This is a genomic window from Streptomyces sp. AC512_CC834, from assembly GCF_019049325.1.
Taxonomy (GTDB): domain Bacteria; phylum Actinomycetota; class Actinomycetes; order Streptomycetales; family Streptomycetaceae; genus Streptomyces.
On record NZ_JAGMUO010000060.1, the window covers coordinates 31637 to 47947 of the forward strand.

17 protein-coding genes are annotated in these 16311 nt (G+C 71.6%); 12 read left to right on the forward strand and 5 right to left on the reverse strand.

All coding sequences use genetic code 11. The annotated features are described in order from the left end of the window. The first annotated feature begins 158 nt into the window (after window positions 1-158). Window positions 159-1103, forward strand: coding sequence for an NAD(+) diphosphatase (nudC, locus tag KUM40_RS20930; RefSeq protein ID WP_217167552.1), 945 nt, complete (start codon window positions 159-161; stop codon window positions 1101-1103). A gap of 103 nt (window positions 1104-1206) precedes the next feature. On the opposite strand, the gene KUM40_RS20935 is transcribed toward nudC, so the two are convergent. Beyond that, the gene (locus tag KUM40_RS20935) at window positions 1207-1464 is read right to left on the reverse strand and encodes a mycoredoxin (RefSeq protein ID WP_217167553.1); all 258 of its coding nucleotides are present in this window, start codon (window positions 1462-1464) and stop codon (window positions 1207-1209) included. Window positions 1465-1589: 125 nt separating this feature from the next. On the opposite strand from KUM40_RS20935, the gene KUM40_RS20940 reads away from it, so the two are divergent. The 4 genes from KUM40_RS20940 to KUM40_RS20955 all read left to right on the forward strand — a co-directional run bounded on the left by KUM40_RS20940 (window position 1590) and on the right by KUM40_RS20955 (window position 5209). Beyond that, entirely contained in the window at window positions 1590-3848 is a 2259-nt protein-coding gene (locus tag KUM40_RS20940; protein ID WP_374227403.1) for an ATP-dependent DNA helicase UvrD2, read from the forward strand. A gap of 164 nt (window positions 3849-4012) precedes the next feature. Further along, entirely contained in the window at window positions 4013-4345 is a 333-nt protein-coding gene (locus KUM40_RS20945) for a hypothetical protein (protein ID WP_217167555.1), read from the forward strand. 175 nt (window positions 4346-4520) lie between these two features. After that, a complete protein-coding gene (locus KUM40_RS20950) occupies window positions 4521-4889 on the forward strand; it encodes a WhiB family transcriptional regulator (protein ID WP_003973786.1) in 369 nt (122 codons plus the stop codon). After that, complete coding sequence (locus KUM40_RS20955) at window positions 4886-5209, forward strand: hypothetical protein (protein ID WP_217167556.1); 324 nt, start codon at window positions 4886-4888, stop codon at window positions 5207-5209. Before KUM40_RS20950 ends, KUM40_RS20955 begins: the two co-directional genes overlap by 4 nt. A 108-nt stretch (window positions 5210-5317) precedes the next feature. Here KUM40_RS20955 and KUM40_RS20960 read toward each other — a convergent pair whose 3' ends face one another. After that, window positions 5318-6682, reverse strand: coding sequence for an AarF/ABC1/UbiB kinase family protein (locus KUM40_RS20960; protein ID WP_217167557.1), 1365 nt, complete (start codon window positions 6680-6682; stop codon window positions 5318-5320). After that, the gene (locus KUM40_RS20965) at window positions 6675-7892 is read right to left on the reverse strand and encodes a TOMM precursor leader peptide-binding protein (RefSeq protein WP_217167558.1); all 1218 of its coding nucleotides are present in this window, start codon (window positions 7890-7892) and stop codon (window positions 6675-6677) included. Before KUM40_RS20965 ends, KUM40_RS20960 begins: the two co-directional genes overlap by 8 nt. Before the next feature lie 192 nt (window positions 7893-8084). Between KUM40_RS20965 and KUM40_RS20970 the strand changes: the two genes are divergently transcribed. From KUM40_RS20970 to KUM40_RS20985, 4 genes are all read left to right on the forward strand, one after another. Continuing rightward, window positions 8085-8681, forward strand: coding sequence for a M48 family metallopeptidase (locus KUM40_RS20970; RefSeq protein WP_217167559.1), 597 nt, complete (start codon window positions 8085-8087; stop codon window positions 8679-8681). A gap of 137 nt (window positions 8682-8818) precedes the next feature. Continuing rightward, entirely contained in the window at window positions 8819-10564 is a 1746-nt protein-coding gene (locus tag KUM40_RS20975) for a TerD family protein (protein WP_217167560.1), read from the forward strand. Between the two features lie 13 nt (window positions 10565-10577). Next, window positions 10578-11258 carry an AIM24 family protein gene (locus tag KUM40_RS20980; protein ID WP_217167561.1) on the forward strand — a complete coding sequence of 227 codons (681 nt, stop codon included), beginning with the start codon at window positions 10578-10580 and terminating at the stop codon, window positions 11256-11258. 17 nt (window positions 11259-11275) lie between these two features. Next, a complete protein-coding gene (locus tag KUM40_RS20985; RefSeq protein WP_217167562.1) occupies window positions 11276-12031 on the forward strand; it encodes an AIM24 family protein in 756 nt (251 codons plus the stop codon). 82 nt (window positions 12032-12113) lie between these two features. On the opposite strand, the gene KUM40_RS20990 is transcribed toward KUM40_RS20985, so the two are convergent. Next, window positions 12114-12629 carry an NUDIX hydrolase gene (locus tag KUM40_RS20990; protein WP_217167563.1) on the reverse strand — a complete coding sequence of 172 codons (516 nt, stop codon included), beginning with the start codon at window positions 12627-12629 and terminating at the stop codon, window positions 12114-12116. Continuing rightward, the gene (locus KUM40_RS20995; RefSeq protein ID WP_217167564.1) at window positions 12626-14077 is read right to left on the reverse strand and encodes a zinc-dependent metalloprotease; all 1452 of its coding nucleotides are present in this window, start codon (window positions 14075-14077) and stop codon (window positions 12626-12628) included. Before KUM40_RS20995 ends, KUM40_RS20990 begins: the two co-directional genes overlap by 4 nt. Before the next feature lie 192 nt (window positions 14078-14269). On the opposite strand from KUM40_RS20995, the gene KUM40_RS21000 reads away from it, so the two are divergent. The 3 genes from KUM40_RS21000 (at window position 14270) to KUM40_RS21010 (ending at window position 16298) form a co-directional block, all read left to right on the forward strand. After that, entirely contained in the window at window positions 14270-15391 is a 1122-nt protein-coding gene (locus KUM40_RS21000; RefSeq protein WP_217167565.1) for an SDR family oxidoreductase, read from the forward strand. Window positions 15392-15548: 157 nt separating this feature from the next. Further along, window positions 15549-16010, forward strand: a complete 462-nt coding sequence (locus KUM40_RS21005; RefSeq protein WP_217167566.1) for a molybdenum cofactor biosynthesis protein MoaE — start codon at window positions 15549-15551, stop codon at window positions 16008-16010. A gap of 123 nt (window positions 16011-16133) precedes the next feature. Further along, window positions 16134-16298 carry a hypothetical protein gene (locus KUM40_RS21010; protein WP_167469678.1) on the forward strand — a complete coding sequence of 55 codons (165 nt, stop codon included), beginning with the start codon at window positions 16134-16136 and terminating at the stop codon, window positions 16296-16298. Window positions 16299-16311 lie beyond the last annotated feature (13 nt).

Sequence of the window (16311 nt, forward strand, 5' to 3'; positions counted from 1 at the left end):
TCCCCGGACCGTCTCCGGACCGGATCGGCATCGCGCGCGGCACACTGGAAATGCCGCCCGCACCGCCGCACCCTCCCGGACCCGGTCACCACCCGCCGTACGAACCGCTGAACCCGCCTGCCGAACCGACCCGCTCACCGGGGGAGTTGGAAGCACCCGTGACCACCTGGACCGACCGCACCGCCGACCGTCCCATCTCGCTCACCGCCCCGAGCGGCATCGACCGCGCCGCCCACCACCGCCTCGACGAGGCCTGGCTCGCGGCGGCGTGGAGCCACCCCTCGACGCGCTGCTTCGTGGTCTCCGGCGGCCAGGTCCTCATCGACGAGACGCCCGACGGGGCCACCGAAGTCGTCATGACCCCCTCCTTCGAGGCCCCGCTCACCGAGGCACACCGCTACTTCCTGGGCACCGACGACGACGGGACCAGCTACTTCGCCCTCCAGAAGGACTCCCTGCCCGGCCGCATGGACCAGTCCGCGCGCCCGGCTGGCCTGCGCGAGGCCGGTCTGCTCCTGTCGCCCCGCGACGCGGGCCTGATGGCCCACGCGGTCGCCCTGGAGAACTGGCAGCGCCTGCACCGGTTCTGCTCCCGCTGCGGCGAGCGCACCGTCATCGCCGCGGCCGGCCACATCCGGCGCTGCCCCGCCTGCGGCGCCGAGCACTACCCGCGCACCGACCCCGCCGTGATCATGGCGGTCACGGACGCCGAGGACCGCATCCTGCTCGGCCGCCAGGTGCACTGGCCCGAGGGCCGCTTCTCGACCCTCGCCGGTTTCGTGGAGCCCGGCGAGTCCATCGAGCAGTCGGTGCGCCGCGAGGTCCAGGAGGAGGCCGGCATCACGGTCGGCCCCGTCGAGTACGTCGCCAGCCAGCCGTGGCCCTTCCCGTCCAGCCTGATGCTGGGCTTCATGGCCCACGCCACCTCGACCGACATCAACGTCGACGGAGACGAGATCCACGAGGCGCGCTGGTTCTCCCGCGAGGAACTGGGCGCCGCCTTCGAGTCCGGCGAGGTGCTCCCGCCCTACGGCATCTCGATCGCGGCCCGCCTCATCGAGCTCTGGTACGGCAGGCCACTGCCGACGCGCGGCGCCTTCTGAGGCAGAACGCCATAGAGGGGTGGCCCTCCCCGGCAGGGGAGGGCCACCCCTCTATGACTCACGCATCCGTGGCTCACGCATCCATGGCCTATCCGAGCACCGCTTACGCGCCGAGAGCCTGCTTCACCTGGGCAAGGCTCGGGTTCGTCATGACCACCTCGCCGTCACCCGTGGCGGGAAGTACCAGAACCGTGGGCACCGTCTGGTTTCCGCCATTCGCCTTCTCCACGAAGGCGGCGGACTCCGGGTCGTGCTCGATGTTGACCTCGGTGTACGCGATGCCCTCGCGGTCCATCTGGCTCTTCAGCCGACGGCAGTAGCCGCACCACGTGGTGCTGTACATCGTCACAGTGCCCGGCATGTCTCTCGTGCTCCTTCGGCGACTCTGGGAAACGGCGGCTCGGGGATGAGTTCGCACGAAGGGAACGTCCGCGGCGGCGCCACCATTCCCGGCGCGTGACGCCTGTCGCATTGGTACGACTATCGGTGCGCGCCTGTGGACAACCGACACACCCGTCTCGCGAGACCTGGCAGCATGGCGGTGTGACAGCAGCAACGCACTCCACCCTCTTCCCGCAGGTACCGGACTCGGCCGACGCGGTGCTCGAAGGGCTCGACCCCGAGCAGCGCGAGGTGGCGACCGCCCTGCGCGGCCCGGTGTGCGTGCTGGCGGGAGCCGGTACGGGCAAGACCCGCGCGATCACCCACCGCATCGCCTACGGCGTGCGCGCCGGGATCCTCCAGCCCTCCAGCGTCCTCGCCGTCACCTTCACCAACCGTGCCGCCGGGGAGATGCGCGGCCGGCTGCGCCAACTCGGGGCGTCCGGCGTCCAGGCCCGCACCTTCCACTCGGCGGCGCTGCGCCAGCTCCAGTATTTCTGGCCGAAAGCGATCGGCGGCTCCCTGCCCAGGCTCGTCGACCGCAAGATCCAGCTCGTCGCCGACGCGGCCGCCGCCTGCCGCATCCGCCTCGACCGCGGCGAGCTGCGCGACGCCACCGCGGAGATCGAGTGGTCCAAGGTGACCCAGACCGTCCCCGCCGACTACGCCCTGGCGGCGGCCAGGGCAGGCCGTGAGGCGCCCCGTGACCCGGCGGAGATCGCCCAGCTCTACTCCGCCTACGAGGACCTCAAGCGCGGGCGCGGTGTGATCGACTTCGAGGACGTGCTGCTGCTGACGGTGGCCGTCCTCCAGGACCGGCACGACGTCGCCGACCAGGTACGCGCCCAGTACCAGCACTTCGTCGTCGACGAGTACCAGGACGTCAGCCCCCTCCAGCAGCGTCTGCTGGAGCTGTGGCTCGGGGACCGCGACGACCTGTGCGTGGTCGGCGACGCCAGCCAGACGATCTATTCGTTCACGGGAGCAACCCCCGACCATCTGCTCGACTTCCGCACCGGCCATCCCGGTGCCACCGTCGTCAAGCTGGTCCGCGACTACCGCTCCACCCCCCAGGTCGTCCACCTCGCCAACGGCCTGCTCGCCCAGGCCCGGGGCCGGGCCGCCGATCACCGTCTGGAGCTGGTCTCCCAGCGTTCAGCGGGCCCCGAGCCCGTCTACGCCGAGTACACCGACGAACCGGCCGAGGCCGAGGGCGCGGCCCGCCGCATCCGCGGGCTCATCGACTCGGGCGTGCCCGCCGCCGAGATCGCGATCCTGTTCCGCACCAATTCCCAGTCGGAGTCCTACGAGCAGGCTCTCGCCGACGCTGCCGTCCCCTACCAGCTACGGGGCGCGGAGCGCTTCTTCGACCGGCCGGAGGTGCGCAGGGCCAACAGCGCGCTGCGCGCCGCGGCGCGCTTCGGCGGCAACGACTCCCTCCTCGACGACGTCGTCGACCTGCCCTCGCAGGTGCGCGCGGTGCTGTCCGGGGAGGGCTGGACGACCGAGCCCCCGGCCGGTTCGGGTGCGGTGCGGGAACGCTGGGAGTCGCTGGCCGCGCTGGTCGGCCTCGCCCAGGACTTCGCCGCCGCCAGAGCGGGAGCCACACTGAGCGACCTTGTTGTGGAGCTCGACGAGCGGGCGGGCGCCCAGCACGCCCCGACGGTGCAGGGCGTCACCCTCGCCTCCCTGCACTCGGCCAAGGGCCTGGAGTGGGACGTCGTCTTCCTCGTCGGTGTCGCCGAGGGCATGATGCCGATCGCCTACGCAAAGACCGACGAGCAGATCGAGGAGGAACGCCGCCTTCTCTACGTCGGCGTCACCCGCGCGCGCGAACGCCTGCACCTGTCCTGGGCGCTGGCCCGCTCGCCCGGCGGCCGGGCGAGCCGTCGGCCCAGTCGGTTCCTCAAGGGGCTGCGGCCCGGTTCGGGCACGGCCGACGGGCGGGCGGCCGCCGTCGGCTCCGGAGGCGTGGAGCGCGGATTCGGGGGCGCGGCCGCCGTGACCGCCGTGCCGAGACGGACCCGGCGGACGCCGGCCCGCTGCCGGGTCTGCGGGCGCACGCTCACCGACGCCGGTGAGATGAAGCTGATGCGCTGCGAGGGCTGCCCCTCCGACATGGACGAGGGCGTCTACGAGCGGCTGCGCGAGTGGCGGGCGGTGCAGGCGGGGCGCAGCGGACAGCCTGCGTTCTGCGTCTTCACCGACAAGACTCTGATGGCGATCGCCGAGTCCGTCCCGGAGGACGAGCGTGATCTGGCACGGATCCCGGGCGTCGGGGCGCGCAAGCTCAACCGCTACGGAGCCGACGTCCTGGCCATCTGCGCAGGCCAGGAGGGAGTGGGGCGTGACGACGACGGCTGATACAAACTCGTCGAGAAAATAGTTTGCGCATGCCCCGGGAATCCCCATAGGTTCTTGGTCATGGGGACAGCGGCCTTCCCGGAGGCCCTGAATCCGTGTTGTACTTGCATATCCGCGGACTGGTTCGTCCCAGTCCCCCGAGACGCCGAGAGGAGGCGAGTCCAGTGATCAGCATCAACATCAGCTCCGTCGTCAGCTCCACCGCCAAAATGACCGATCGCTCGGCCGTCTCCCTGTGCACACTCGGCGCTTCCAACTCGGGCACCGGTCTGTCCGGCATTCGTGCCGTGCGTCCGGCCGCCCTCTCCGCCGCCCCCGCGGGCCTTCCCGTCCGTGAGCGCAATGAGCGACCGACCAAGGCACTGGAAGCAGCAGTAACGGCACAGGCGCAGGCCTATGCCTTTACCGCGACCGGTGCCGGATTCCGGAAGCAGACGACGCAGCACCACCTGATGTGGGCCTTCCGTGGGCCAGAACCCTGGAGTGATCCAGCCTGATCGGCGATCAGGCCGGCGCCTTCAGGGCCGCGGAACCCCACCCGGGATCCGCGGCCCTTCTGTTTGTCCCCGAACGGGGACGACAGCACGAAGGAGCCTCGGGACAAGAAAAGAACCCGGTACCAAGCCGCCACCCGGCCAACCGGCCGGAACGACCAGACGAGGAAGACCACCCGTGCAACTCGAAGCGCACGCCCCGTCCGTACCGCCTTCCGACACGATCCCCAAGCCCTGTTCCACGGAGGACTCCACCTTGACCCCGCTCACCGCGCTCACCGCGCTCGACGACGCCATCGAGAACCTCGGCGTGCCCGTCCCGTGCCGCTCCTACGACCCGGAGGTCTTCTTCGCCGAGTCGCCCGCGGACGTCGAGTACGCCAAGTCCCTCTGCCGCACCTGCCCGCTGATCGAGGCCTGCCTCGCCGGCGCCAAGGAGCGGCGTGAGCCCTGGGGCGTCTGGGGTGGCGAGCTGTTCGTCCAGGGTGTCGTCGTTGCCCGGAAGCGGCCCCGTGGCCGCCCGCGCAAGAACCCGGTCTCGGCATGAACACCGCAGGAACGATCGACCGCCCCCTGACGTACGACCCCCAGAAGCAGGCCCCGATGAAGCCGTCCACCCACGACATCGCAGGCACCACGCCTGAAGACTTCACCACCAGTGGCGCGAAGGACTCGCGTCAGAACAGGACCCGTGAGATGCAACTCATCCCAGAAGCCTTGGCTCGTGCGCATATGCACGACCGCCTGCACGAGGCCGAGCAGGAACGCCTGGCGCTGCGCCTGGTGACCGCTCGCCGGATGCAGCGCCGGGCGGAGCGCGCCTCGCTGCGTGCTCGGCGTGCGCTCGCCATGGCGGTCATGCAGTAACCGACACACCTGAAGCGGTGGTCTCCCGACGCGGGAGACGAAGCTCTGCCCGTGGGGGCCGGTCCGTCCGAACGGACCGGCCCCCACGCCGCGTTCGGCGCCGGTGGGTCACGCCTCCGCTGCCGTCTCCTCCGCCTCGTCCTCGGGGAGGAACCCCACCAGCCACTCCTCCAGCTCGTCGCGCAGCCGGACCGTCGCCCCCAACTGGCACAGCACACCGATGGTGCTCAGGGTCACACGGTGGATCAGGAGGTACGACGGCGGCAGATTGAGCTGCTTGGCCAGTTGGTACGCGGGGGAGCGGGGATCGCCGATGCGGGCGGCCTGGCTCCGCATCCAGCCGCGGGTGAAGGTGAAGGCGTCGACCCTGGCCGGCTCGATGATCGGCAGCAGGTAGTCGAGAACGGCGTCGGGGTCCAGCTCTATCGATTCCTTGACGAAGCCCTCCGCACAGAGCATCTCGTAGACGGCCTCCGCCTCGCCGTCCAGCGTCATGCGCAGAGCCTCGCCGATGGGCTCGGGCAGGCCGCCCGGGAGGTGGTCGACCGTGCCGAAGTCCAGGACGCCCAGGTGCCAGTCGTCCTCGCCCTGCGGACCGCCGGGCAGCAGACGGAAGTTGCCGGGGTGCGGATCGGCGTGCAGAAGTCCGGTGCGCGCCGGACCGGAGAAGAGGAAGTGGGCCAGCAACTGGCCGGCCCGGTCGCGCTGCTCCGGCGTGCCGTTGGTGATGATCTCCGACATCGGGATGCCGTCGATCCACTCGGTGATCAGCACCTGCTCACACTGGTGGACGACGTCCGGCACCACGATGTCCGGGTCGTCCGCGAACTCCTCGGCATGGGTCTGCTGGGCCTGTGCCTCCAGGTCGTAGTCCAGCTCCTCCGAGACCCGGTCCTTCAGCTCCGTGATCAGCGGCTTGACGTCCATGCCGGGGACCAGCGGGCCGAGCAGGCGGGCGAAGCGGCTTAGCTGGTTCAGGTCGGACAGCAGCGCCTCGCCGGCCCCCGGGTACTGCACCTTGACCGCCACCTCGCGGCCGTCGTGCCACACCGCCCGGTGCACCTGCCCGATCGAGGCGGCAGCGGCGGGCTTGTCGTCGAACTCCAGGAACAGCTCCTGCCAGTCCTCTCCGAGGCGCTCCGCGAGCACGGAGTGCACCGTGCTCGTCGGCATCGGCGGTGCCGCCTCCTGGAGTTTGGTCAGCGCCGCGCGGTAGGGGCCCGCGACCTCCTCGGGCAGCGCCGACTCGAAGACGGACAAGGCCTGCCCGAACTTCATCGCCCCGCCCTTGAGCTCGCCCAGCACCTTGAACAACTGTTCCGCGGTGCGCTGCTGCAACTGCTGGCCGACGATCTCCGCGGACTCGCCCACGATCCGCTTGCCGAGCCCCCAGGTGGCCCGCCCGGCGAAGCCGAGCGGGAGCGCGGCGAGCTTGGCGGTCCGGGTGACCGCCTTGCGCGGAAGATCAGACATGCGCCCTCCAAGTCCCAGCCGGCCGTGCCGGTTCCGCCTCGTGGCGTGGTTCCGGCGACGGCCCTTGCCCAGCCATTGTCGCGCGCCGCTCCCCGTCCTCGGGGATGTGTTCCCGCTTACCTTTCCCAACGGCTCCGCACGGGCACGCGGGGTGTGCCCGGACCGGCCGTGCGTGCCAGCGCAGACCGGGCAGCGAGACCTCCCAGCGGGCGCCGGCGCTCGAGGGCGTCCGGCCGTCCAGGAAGGCGAGCGCGTGGGCCGCCGCGTACCCGGCGACAGTCGTCGCGAGGGTGAGGTCGCAGGGCGGCGGTACCCGGCGCTGCCGGCCGGAGCGCCACTGCGCCACCAGGCGCGGCCACGCCGGGTCCCGGTCGGCGCGGTCCGCGTGCAGACAGCCGGCGCACCCCGTCTCGCCGGGCAGCACCAGGGGACCGACGACGCCTGTCCCCTCCACGACCCCGGCGTACAGGTGGGGCGTACCCGAGGCCATGAGGGAATCCGCCGAGGCGGGATCGGGCGTGTGCACCGCGACGTCGTCGCGCGGGGCGACGACCACCAGGGAGAAGCCCGGGGCGCCCTCCTCGGGCGGTGCCGTCCGGCCTCGGCGGGGCGGCCGGTCGGGGGCCGCCCGGCGGACGACACGGCGGGCCGTCTCGTCGCGGCGGTCGCCGACGGACTCCGCGGGGAGCCCGCCGGGTGCGACGTCCCAGGGCTCGACGCGTCCGCCGTCGCGCACGTCGATCTCGCCGACGCCCGCACCCGACAGCAGGGCGGCCAGCACCGCGCCCACCCGACCCGCACCTCGCACCCCCACCCGCAGGGCGCGTCGGGCGGCCAGGTGTCTGATCGCGTCGCCCGGTTCGGAGGTGGTCAGGGACAGCGAGGCCAGGTCGGGGCGGAGCCGGTCGAGGACGTCGCTCTTCTCCCGCAGGGCGTCGGCGGCCGGACCGCCGCCCCGGGAGTCGTCGAGGAGACCGGCCCGCGCCAGTCGCTCCACCACCCGGTCGACATGCCCGTCCGGCAGGTCCATGCGGTGCCCCGCCTCGCGCAGGAGCTCCGGTCCACGGGTGCCGTTGAGCAGTTCGAGAAAGCTGCCCGTCGCCGTGTCCACCGGTGCGAACGTCAGCGCGTGCGCCGGTGTCATCCCGAACTGCACGGTGTTCAGGTCGCGCCAGCCGCGCCTGAGCGCGGGCTTCACCATCGGATGCATGCCAGGTCCCCCGTACGTCTTCGGATGCGAGTGCCAGCATGCCCGGATGCGCGGCGGGGTGCCGAAAGTTGTCCACAGGTGGTGGATATTCGTCATACAAATCAGTCGTGCATCTCAACGGAGAGGTGGCGGATCGGCACCGAAGCGTCCATGAGCCGGGACTTCCCCGTGTGCAGCGGGTAACGTCGTGGCGTGTCCGCCGACCCACTGCACCGCGCCGGGGCGCCCCAGCGCACACCGACGAATCCGCCGCCGAGCAGCTCGGGGACGAGCGCGATCGAGGTGCGCAGGAGCGCCCGGCGACGCCGGACGGTATCCGCGTACCGCGAAGGCGATCGCACCGTCGTGCTGATCCCCGCCCGGATGTCCGAGGCGGAGGAGCAACGCTGGGTGAGCGTCATGCTGGACAAGCTGGCCGCCCAGGAGAGCAAGCGCGTCCTCGGCGACGCCGAGCTGGCCGAGCGCGCGGAGCGCCTGTCGGGTCAGTACTTCGACGGCCGGGCCCGGCCCACCGCGGTCCGCTGGGTCACCAACCAGAACACCCGCTGGGGCTCGTGCACCCCGTCCGAGGGAAGCATCCGGCTGTCGCACCGCCTCCAGGGCATGCCCGAGTACGTCGTCGACTACGTGCTCCTCCACGAACTGGCGCATCTGCTCGTTCCCGGGCACGGGCCCCGGTTCTGGCGGCTGCTCGAGGCGTATCCGCGGACCGAGCGCGCCCGGGGCTACCTGGAGGGCGTGGTCGCCGCCGACCGGCTGCCGCACGTACCCGGCGCCCGCAGCGAGTAGCGCGCGCCCCCGGCAGGGAGTCCGACACGGCCGCGCACGGATTTCGTACCGGGTCTGTACCGACCTCCTCCGGTGTCGGTGTTTGCCGTTAGCCTGTCGCGACGCACTTACATTCGGATGGGGGACGGTCGTAACGCATGGCCAGGGAATTTCAACGCGGCCACAAGGCCAGGATCAGTGACCTCACCGCGGGCACGGATCTGTACGTCGGTGTGCAGATCTCGGGCCCCGGGCTGAGCTTCGACATTAGCTGCTTCGGTCTCGACGCCGACGAGCGGTTGTCGGACGACCGGTACTTCGTGTTCTTCAACCAACCGAAGACCCCCGAGGAGTCCATCCAGCTCCTGGGCGCACAGGCGGGTGACACGGAGGCCTTCCGGGTCACCTTCGACAGGATTCCGCAGCAGATCCAGAAGCTGTCCTTCACGGCGACGATCGACGGCGCGGGCCAGATGTCGCAGGTCGGACCCGGATACATCCGGATCGTCGCGGGCGGCGAGGAGGTGGCCCGGTACCCGTTCAGCGGCTCGGAGTTCTCCACCGAGCGCGCCGTGATGCTGGGCGACTTCTATCTGAAGGACGTGTGGCGGTTCGCCGCCGTCGGCCAGGGCTTCGACGGCGGTCTCGACGCGCTGCTGAGGAACTTCGGCGGCGAGGTGGCCCAGGAAGAGGCGCCCGCCCCGCAGCAGCCGCAGGCCGGCGCCACCCCGGGCTTCGCCCCGCCCGCCCAGGCCTCGGCACCGCCGGCCTTCGGCGGCCCCGCCGCCGCACCGGTCCCGGCCCCCGCGCCGCAGCCCGCACCGCAGGGCTTCGCCCCTCCGCCCGCCGCCACGCCGCCACCGGCTCCCGCCCCGGCGTCCGGGCCGGACGTGCACGCCGCGCAGACCATCGTCGCGCCCATGAACACGCCCCCCGGCGGCGCCCCGGTGCCGCCCCCGGGCCCGGCGCCCGCGCCCTACGGCCAGCCGGGCCAGCCCGGTCAGCAGCCGCCGTACGGGCAGGTTCCCGGCCAGACCGCGCCGCCGCCCCCCGGCTACGGCCAGCCGCAGGCGCCCCAGGCCCCGGCGCCGCCGCCCGGTTACGGGCAGCCGCCGACCGCGCCTCCCGGCTACGGGCAGCAGGCCCCGCCTCCGGGCTACGGCCAGCAGGCCCCGCCTCCGGGCTACGGCCAGCAGGCTCCCCAAGGCGCGGCGCCCGGCATGCCCGCGGCCGCCCCGCAGGGCGCCGGTGTGACGGCGGCGCTTCAGCAGTTCCGGGAGACGGCGCCCGGGCAGCGCTGGACCCAGCAGAACAAGAAGCTGGTCCGCGTCGACCTCGGCGCGGAGGGTCAGCCCGTGCTCGCCCGGCAGGGCAGCATGGTGCTCTACCAGGGCAAGGTCGACTTCAGCTACAAGGGCGCCGGATTCGCCGGCCGGGTCGTGGGCAACGCCACCGGCCAGGAGATGCAGCTAATGCGCTGTACCGGCAAGGGACAGGTGTTCCTCGCGGAGAACTCCGCGATGCTGCACCCCATCGAGCTCCAGGGTGACGCCGTGTGCGTCTCCGCGGAGAACGTCCTCGCCTTCGACGAGAGCCTCCAGTACGAGGTCCGCCGCATCGAGGGGCACGGCATCCCGGGTGGCGCGCTGTTCACGATGCAGTTCCAGGGCACCGGCACGATCGTCGTCAAGACGCGTGGCGTGCCCGTGGTGCTGCCGGTCACGCCCACCACGTTCGCCGACTGCAACGCCGTGGTCGCCTGGTCCGCCGCCGCCCAGGTGGTCGTCTCCAGCCAGGTGCGGATGCGCCGCAACTCCTACGCGGGCGACACGGGCGAGAGCGTCAACCTGCAGTTCCGGGCGGCGCCCGGCAGCTTCGTCGTCGTCCAGCCGTACGAGATCTGAGGGAGAGCCCGACATGAACCAGCCGCTCGCGGGCTATGCTCCCGCACCCGTCAGTGCCCGCATGGAGAACCACGGCAACCACATGCTGAAGGTCGCCATGCAGACCGGAAACGACCTCCTCGCGCGCGTGGGCTCGATGACCGCCTACGAGGGCTTCGTCCAGTACGAGCCGAACCCGCCGGCGGTCCGCCAGATCGCGAAGGACTGGATGACCGGCGAGGGCGCGCCCCTGATGAAGTGCTCCGGCGACGGTCTGCTCTACCTCGCCGACTACGGCGCCAACGTCGTCGTCATCAACCTCAACGGCGACGGGATCTCCGTCAACGCCACCAACCTGCTCGCCTTCGACGCCCACCTGACGTGGGGCGTGGAGCGGGTGAAGGGCCTGGCGAAGTTCGCCGGGCAGGGCCTGTGGAACACCAAGATCTCCGGACAGGGCTGGGTGGCGCTCACCTCCCGGGGAAAGCCGATCGTGGTCGACTGCGGCGGTGGCGAGGACGAGACCTACGTCGACCCGGACGCACTCGTCGCCTGGTCCCCGAACCTCAAGGTGAAGGGCAAGCGCAGCTTCAAGGCGCAGTCGCTGATCGGCCGCGGCAGCGGCGAGGCCTTCCAGATGGCCTTCTCCGGTCAGGGCATCGTCGTCGTCCAGCCCAGCGAGGACAGCACCGACCGCCTCCGGGTCCGGGGCTGAGGGGGAGCCAGAACATCATGCAGAGCCCGCTTTTCGCCTACAACGACCAGCAGACCCAGGAAGTCTGGAGCCTGCAGAACAAGCACATGCTCCGCGTCGCCCTGACGGGCCACGACGACGTGCTCGCACGCAAGGGCACGATGGTCGCCTACCAGGGGCTCGTCGAGTTCGACGCCGAGTACCAGAGCAACAACCAGTCGCGCTCGCGTGCGCACACCGGTGAGGGCCTGGACCTGATGCGCTGCCACGGGCAGGGCACAGTCTTCTTCGCCAACCTCTCCCAGTGCGTCCACGTCGTGGACGTCGACCAGGACGGTCTCACCGTCGACAGCAGCTACGTACTGGCGATGGACTCGTCCCTGCACCACGAGGTCATCGCGGTGGACAGCCTGTACGGCATCTCCGGCTCGGGGAAGTACCAGCTCAACATCACCGGCCGCGGCAAGGTCGCCCTGATGACCTCGGGGTCCCCGCTGTTCATGCAGGTGACGCCCGACAAGTACGTCAACTGCGACGCCGACGCGATCGTCGCCTGGTCCACCGGCCTGCGCGTGCAGATGCAGGCCCAGACGCACTCCTCCGGGGTGTGGCGGCGCCGTGGCAACACGGGCGAGGGCTGGGAGCTGAGCTTCATGGGCAGCGGCTTCGCGCTCGTCCAGCCCAGCGAGCTGCTGCCGCCGCAGAACACCCAGGTCGGACAGGGCGTCGCCGCGCAGTACGGCATGGGACAGCACGGCGCCCGCAGTCAGAACCAGGGCAACGTCTGGAGCTGACCGGCGTCGGGACGGGGCGCTGAGCTCCGTTCGTCAAGGGGTGATCGCCACGGCGGTCACCCCTTACTGGCCCCCTGCCGGCTCAGAGCCGCGCGAGCGTCGCCTCCAGCAGGCGTACGACCGAGTCGTCGGCCACGTCCGCGACCCCGGAGTACGGGAACCAGCGCAGGTCGAGGGACTCGTCGCTGATCGCCTCCACGGCCCCGGCCGGGGCGACCGCCGCGTACTGGACGTCCAGGTGCCAGGCGCAGGGCGTGTGATGGCGGTCCAGCCGCACCGGACCGCCCGGGGCCAGGGACAGGCCCTCGATGCCCGACTCCTCGGTCGCCTCACGCAGGGCAGCCCTCGCCAGCGTCTCGTCGACCGGCTCGCAGTGGCCGCCCATCTGCAGCCACTTGCGCATCTTCTTGTGGAGGGTCAGCAGGACCCGCTCACGGGACGGGTCGATCACCAGGGCGCTGGCCGTGATGTGCCCGTCCCGACAGGCCTTCCACAGACCGTCGGGGTGCGCCGCAAGGTGGTCCAGGTAGACCTGACGCAGCTCTTCCTGGCCCCGGTGGTCCTTCAGGACCAGGAGCGCGTCGTCATGGAGGCTCACTCGGTGTCGTCGCCCTTGCCGTCGCCCTGGCCGTCGGTCTCGTCCTTCTCCTCGGCCTTCTTCTCCAGGTCGGGCTTGCCGGCCGCCTCGCCGAGCATCTTGTCCAGTTCGGAGAAGTCGAGCTGCTCACGGTGGACAAAACCGTCCGGGTCGTCCAGGTCGGTCGCGGTCGGCAGCATGTCCGGGTGGGCCCACAGGGCGTCCCGGCCGTCGACCCCGTGCGCGTCCGTCAGGGACGCCCACAGACGGGAGGCGTCGCGCAGCCGCCGCGGGCGCAGCTCCAGGCCGATCAGCGTGGCGAACGTCTGCTCCGCGGGACCGCCCGAGGCGCGACGGCGGCGCAGCGTCTCGCGCAGCGCGTCGGCGGAGGACAGGCGCGGCTTGGCGGCGGTGTGCACCACCGCGTCCACCCAGCCCTCGACGAGCGCCAGAGCCGTCTCCAGACGGGCCAGGGCCGCCTTCTGCTCCGGGGTGTCCTCCGGCTGGAACATGCCCTGCTGGAGAGCCTCCTGCAACTGCTCGGGGTTCTGCGGGTCGAACTGGCCGACCACGTCCTCCAGCTTGGCCGTGTCCACCTTGATCCCACGGGCGTAGCCGTCGACGGCGCCGAACAGGTGCGAGCGCAGCCACGGCACGTGCGCGAAGAGTCGCTGGTGGGCGGCCTCACGCAGGGCGAGGTACAGCCGTACCTCCTCCTGCGGCACGCCGAGGTCCTTGCCGAACGACTCGATGTTCGCCGGCAGCAGCGCGGCCTTGCCGGCCGGGCCGAGCGGCAGGCCCACGTCGGTCGAACCGACGACCTCGCCGGCGAGGACGCCGACGGCCTGCCCGATCTGCGTGCCGAACATGGCGCCGCCCATGGACCGCATCATGCCGATCAGCGGGCCGGCCATGGCCTGCATCTCCTCGGGCAGCACGTCGCCCATGGCGTTGCCGACGCGCTCGGCGACCGGGTCGACCAGCTCACGCCAGGCGGGCAGGGTCGCCTCGACCCACTCCGCGCGGCTCCAGGCCACCGCGGTGCCCGCGCCGGAGGGCAGGGCGGTCGCGTCGTCCAGCCACAGGTCGGCCAGGCGCACGGCCTCCTGGACGGCATTGCGCTCGGCGGGACCGACGCTGGCGTCCTTCCGGCCGTCCGGGGTGCCCTGGGAGACCGTCTGGCGGGCGATCTGCTTGGCCATGTCCCAGTTCACCGGACCGCCCTCGTAGGAGAGCATCTGGCCGAGCTGCTGGAACGCGGCGCCCAGGTCGTTGGGGTTCATGGAACCGAACATGGCAGCGAACGGGTTGTCCGCACCGGGGCCGCCAAGGCCTCCGGCTCCGGACCCGAAACCGAACGGGTTGGCCGGTCCCTGACCACCGCCGCTCTGCTGGTCCTTCTTCTTGCCCTCGTCGCCGTCGTCCGGCTCCTCCGGCGGAAGGCCGAATCCGAATGGGGTGTCACTCACGGGATTCCTCGGCTGGTAGGGCCGCCGGTTCTTTCCGGCGGCACGGCTGCCCGACTTCACCACCCAGCGTAGACACCCGAAGCCGTTCGGGCCTCGGTGCTTCGCCGACTGTCGGCCTGCGGCAGGATGGATGCCACCTGGTACGTACGCGTCGCTCGCGCCCGTACTGAAGACAACCGCTGGAGACGCCCGGTGAGTTCCCCAGATCCGCAGGTTCGCGCAGCGCGAAACCAGTCAACCAGTTCCGCCCGCCCCGGCGCGCGCGGACCCGTCGTAGCGGTCACCGGTGCCGCATCAGGTGTCGGGGCGCTGCTCACCGAGCGGCTGGCCGCGTCCGACGAGGTCAGACAGGTCGTGGCCATCGACGAACGGCGCGGCGGGTGCGAGGCGGCGCAGTGGCAGATTCTGGACGTCCGGGACCCGGCCATCGCCGAGAAACTGCGAGGTGCGGACGTTGTGGTGCACCTGGCGCTCGACCTCGACCTGGAGACCGACGCGGCCGCCCGGACGGCTTACAACGTCCGGGGGACCCAGACCGTCCTGACCGCCGCCGCGGCCGCCGGCGTGCACCGCGTCGTGCTGTGCACCTCCGCGATGGTCTACGGCGCCCTCCCGGACAACGAGCTGCCGCTGTCCGAGGACGCCGAGCTGCGCGCCACTGCCGAGGCCACGGGTGTCGGTGACCTGCTCGAGATCGAGCGGCTCGCCCGGCGCGCGCCCCGGGCGCATCCGGGCCTCAACGTGACCGTCGTGCGGCCCGGCGTGCTGGTCGGGGGCATGGACACCGCGCTGACCAGGTACTTCGAGTCCCCTCGGCTGCTCGTCGTGGCCGGATCGCGGCCCGCCTGGCAGTTCTGCCACATCGACGACCTGTGCAGTGCCCTGGAGTACGCCGTCCTGGAGAAGGCCGACGGCGAGCTGGCCGTCGGGTGCGACGGCTGGCTGGAGCAGGAGGAGGTCGAGGAGCTCAGCGGCATCCGGCGGATGGAGCTGCCCTCCGCGGTCGCGCTCGGCGCGGCGGCCCGGCTGCACCGGATCGGGCTGACGCCCTCCCCGGCCGGGGACCTGGCGTACACGATGTACCCCTGGGTGGTGAGCGGCAGCCGGCTGCACGACGCGGGCTGGCGTCCGAAGTACACGAACGAGGAGGTGCTCGCCGAGCTGCTCGAGGAGGTCGCGGGGCGGCACACGGTCGCCGGGCGGCGCCTGGGGCGCAAGGACGCGACGGCGGCGGGGGCCGCGGGCGCGACGGTGGCGCTGCTGGGCGCGGCCGCGGTCGTGCGCCGGGCGCGCAAAGCCCGGCGTCGCATCTGAGGCGCGCGCCGGCTCGCTCCCGCCCGTTCCGGCCTTGTTCCCGCCAGTTCCCGCCCGCTCCGGCCACAGGCTCTGTAGGAGGCTCCAACGCCGTACGCGCGCGTGCCGGGCGATCACGCTATTCCGCACGGTTCGTGGCGTGGGGCACGATGGGCGTATGGCAACCACGAACGACCACCCCGGTGAGCTGGCCGCAGCGGACCCCGTCAAGCTGATCGGCGTCCGGGAGACGCCCCTCTCCGTGGACGAGGTCTTCCGTGCCGTCGGGGACGACGCGGCCGGCGGCACCGCGCTGTTCGTGGGAACCGTCCGGAACCACGACGGGGGCACCGACGTCGACCGGCTCGGGTACTCGTGCCACCCGAGCGCCGAGGCCGAGATGCGGCGGATCGCCGAGAAGGTCGTCGCGGAGTACCCCGTACGGGCGCTCGCGGCGCTGCACCGGGTGGGGGATCTGGAGGTCGGGGATCTCGCCGTGGTCGTCGCCGTGTCCTGTCCGCACCGGGGCGAGGCCTTCGACGCCTGCCGCAAGCTGATCGACGACCTGAAGCACGAGGTGCCCATCTGGAAGCACCAGACGTTCTCCGACGGCACCGATGAATGGGTAGGTGCTTGCTGAGGGCGCGTAGAGCCCTCGTGGCTCCGGTTGCGTAACCCGCACCCCGGCGTGAGCGTTGTCACTGCGGATGGTTAATCTGCTGATCAGTCAGTCGCGGACACGCATGGGGTTGGGAGGTCGGGCATGGGAGCGCTTGCCTGGTTGCTGATTCCACTGGTGGCCGCCGTAGGTGCGGGCCTGTGGGGCAGTTGGGCCAACCGGACCCGCAAGGCACGCAGCGACGGTCCCGAACTGGACGGATACGCCCGGTTCCGCGAGGCCATGGAGAAGCCCCGCACCGGTGCCTGACGGGTCGCATCCC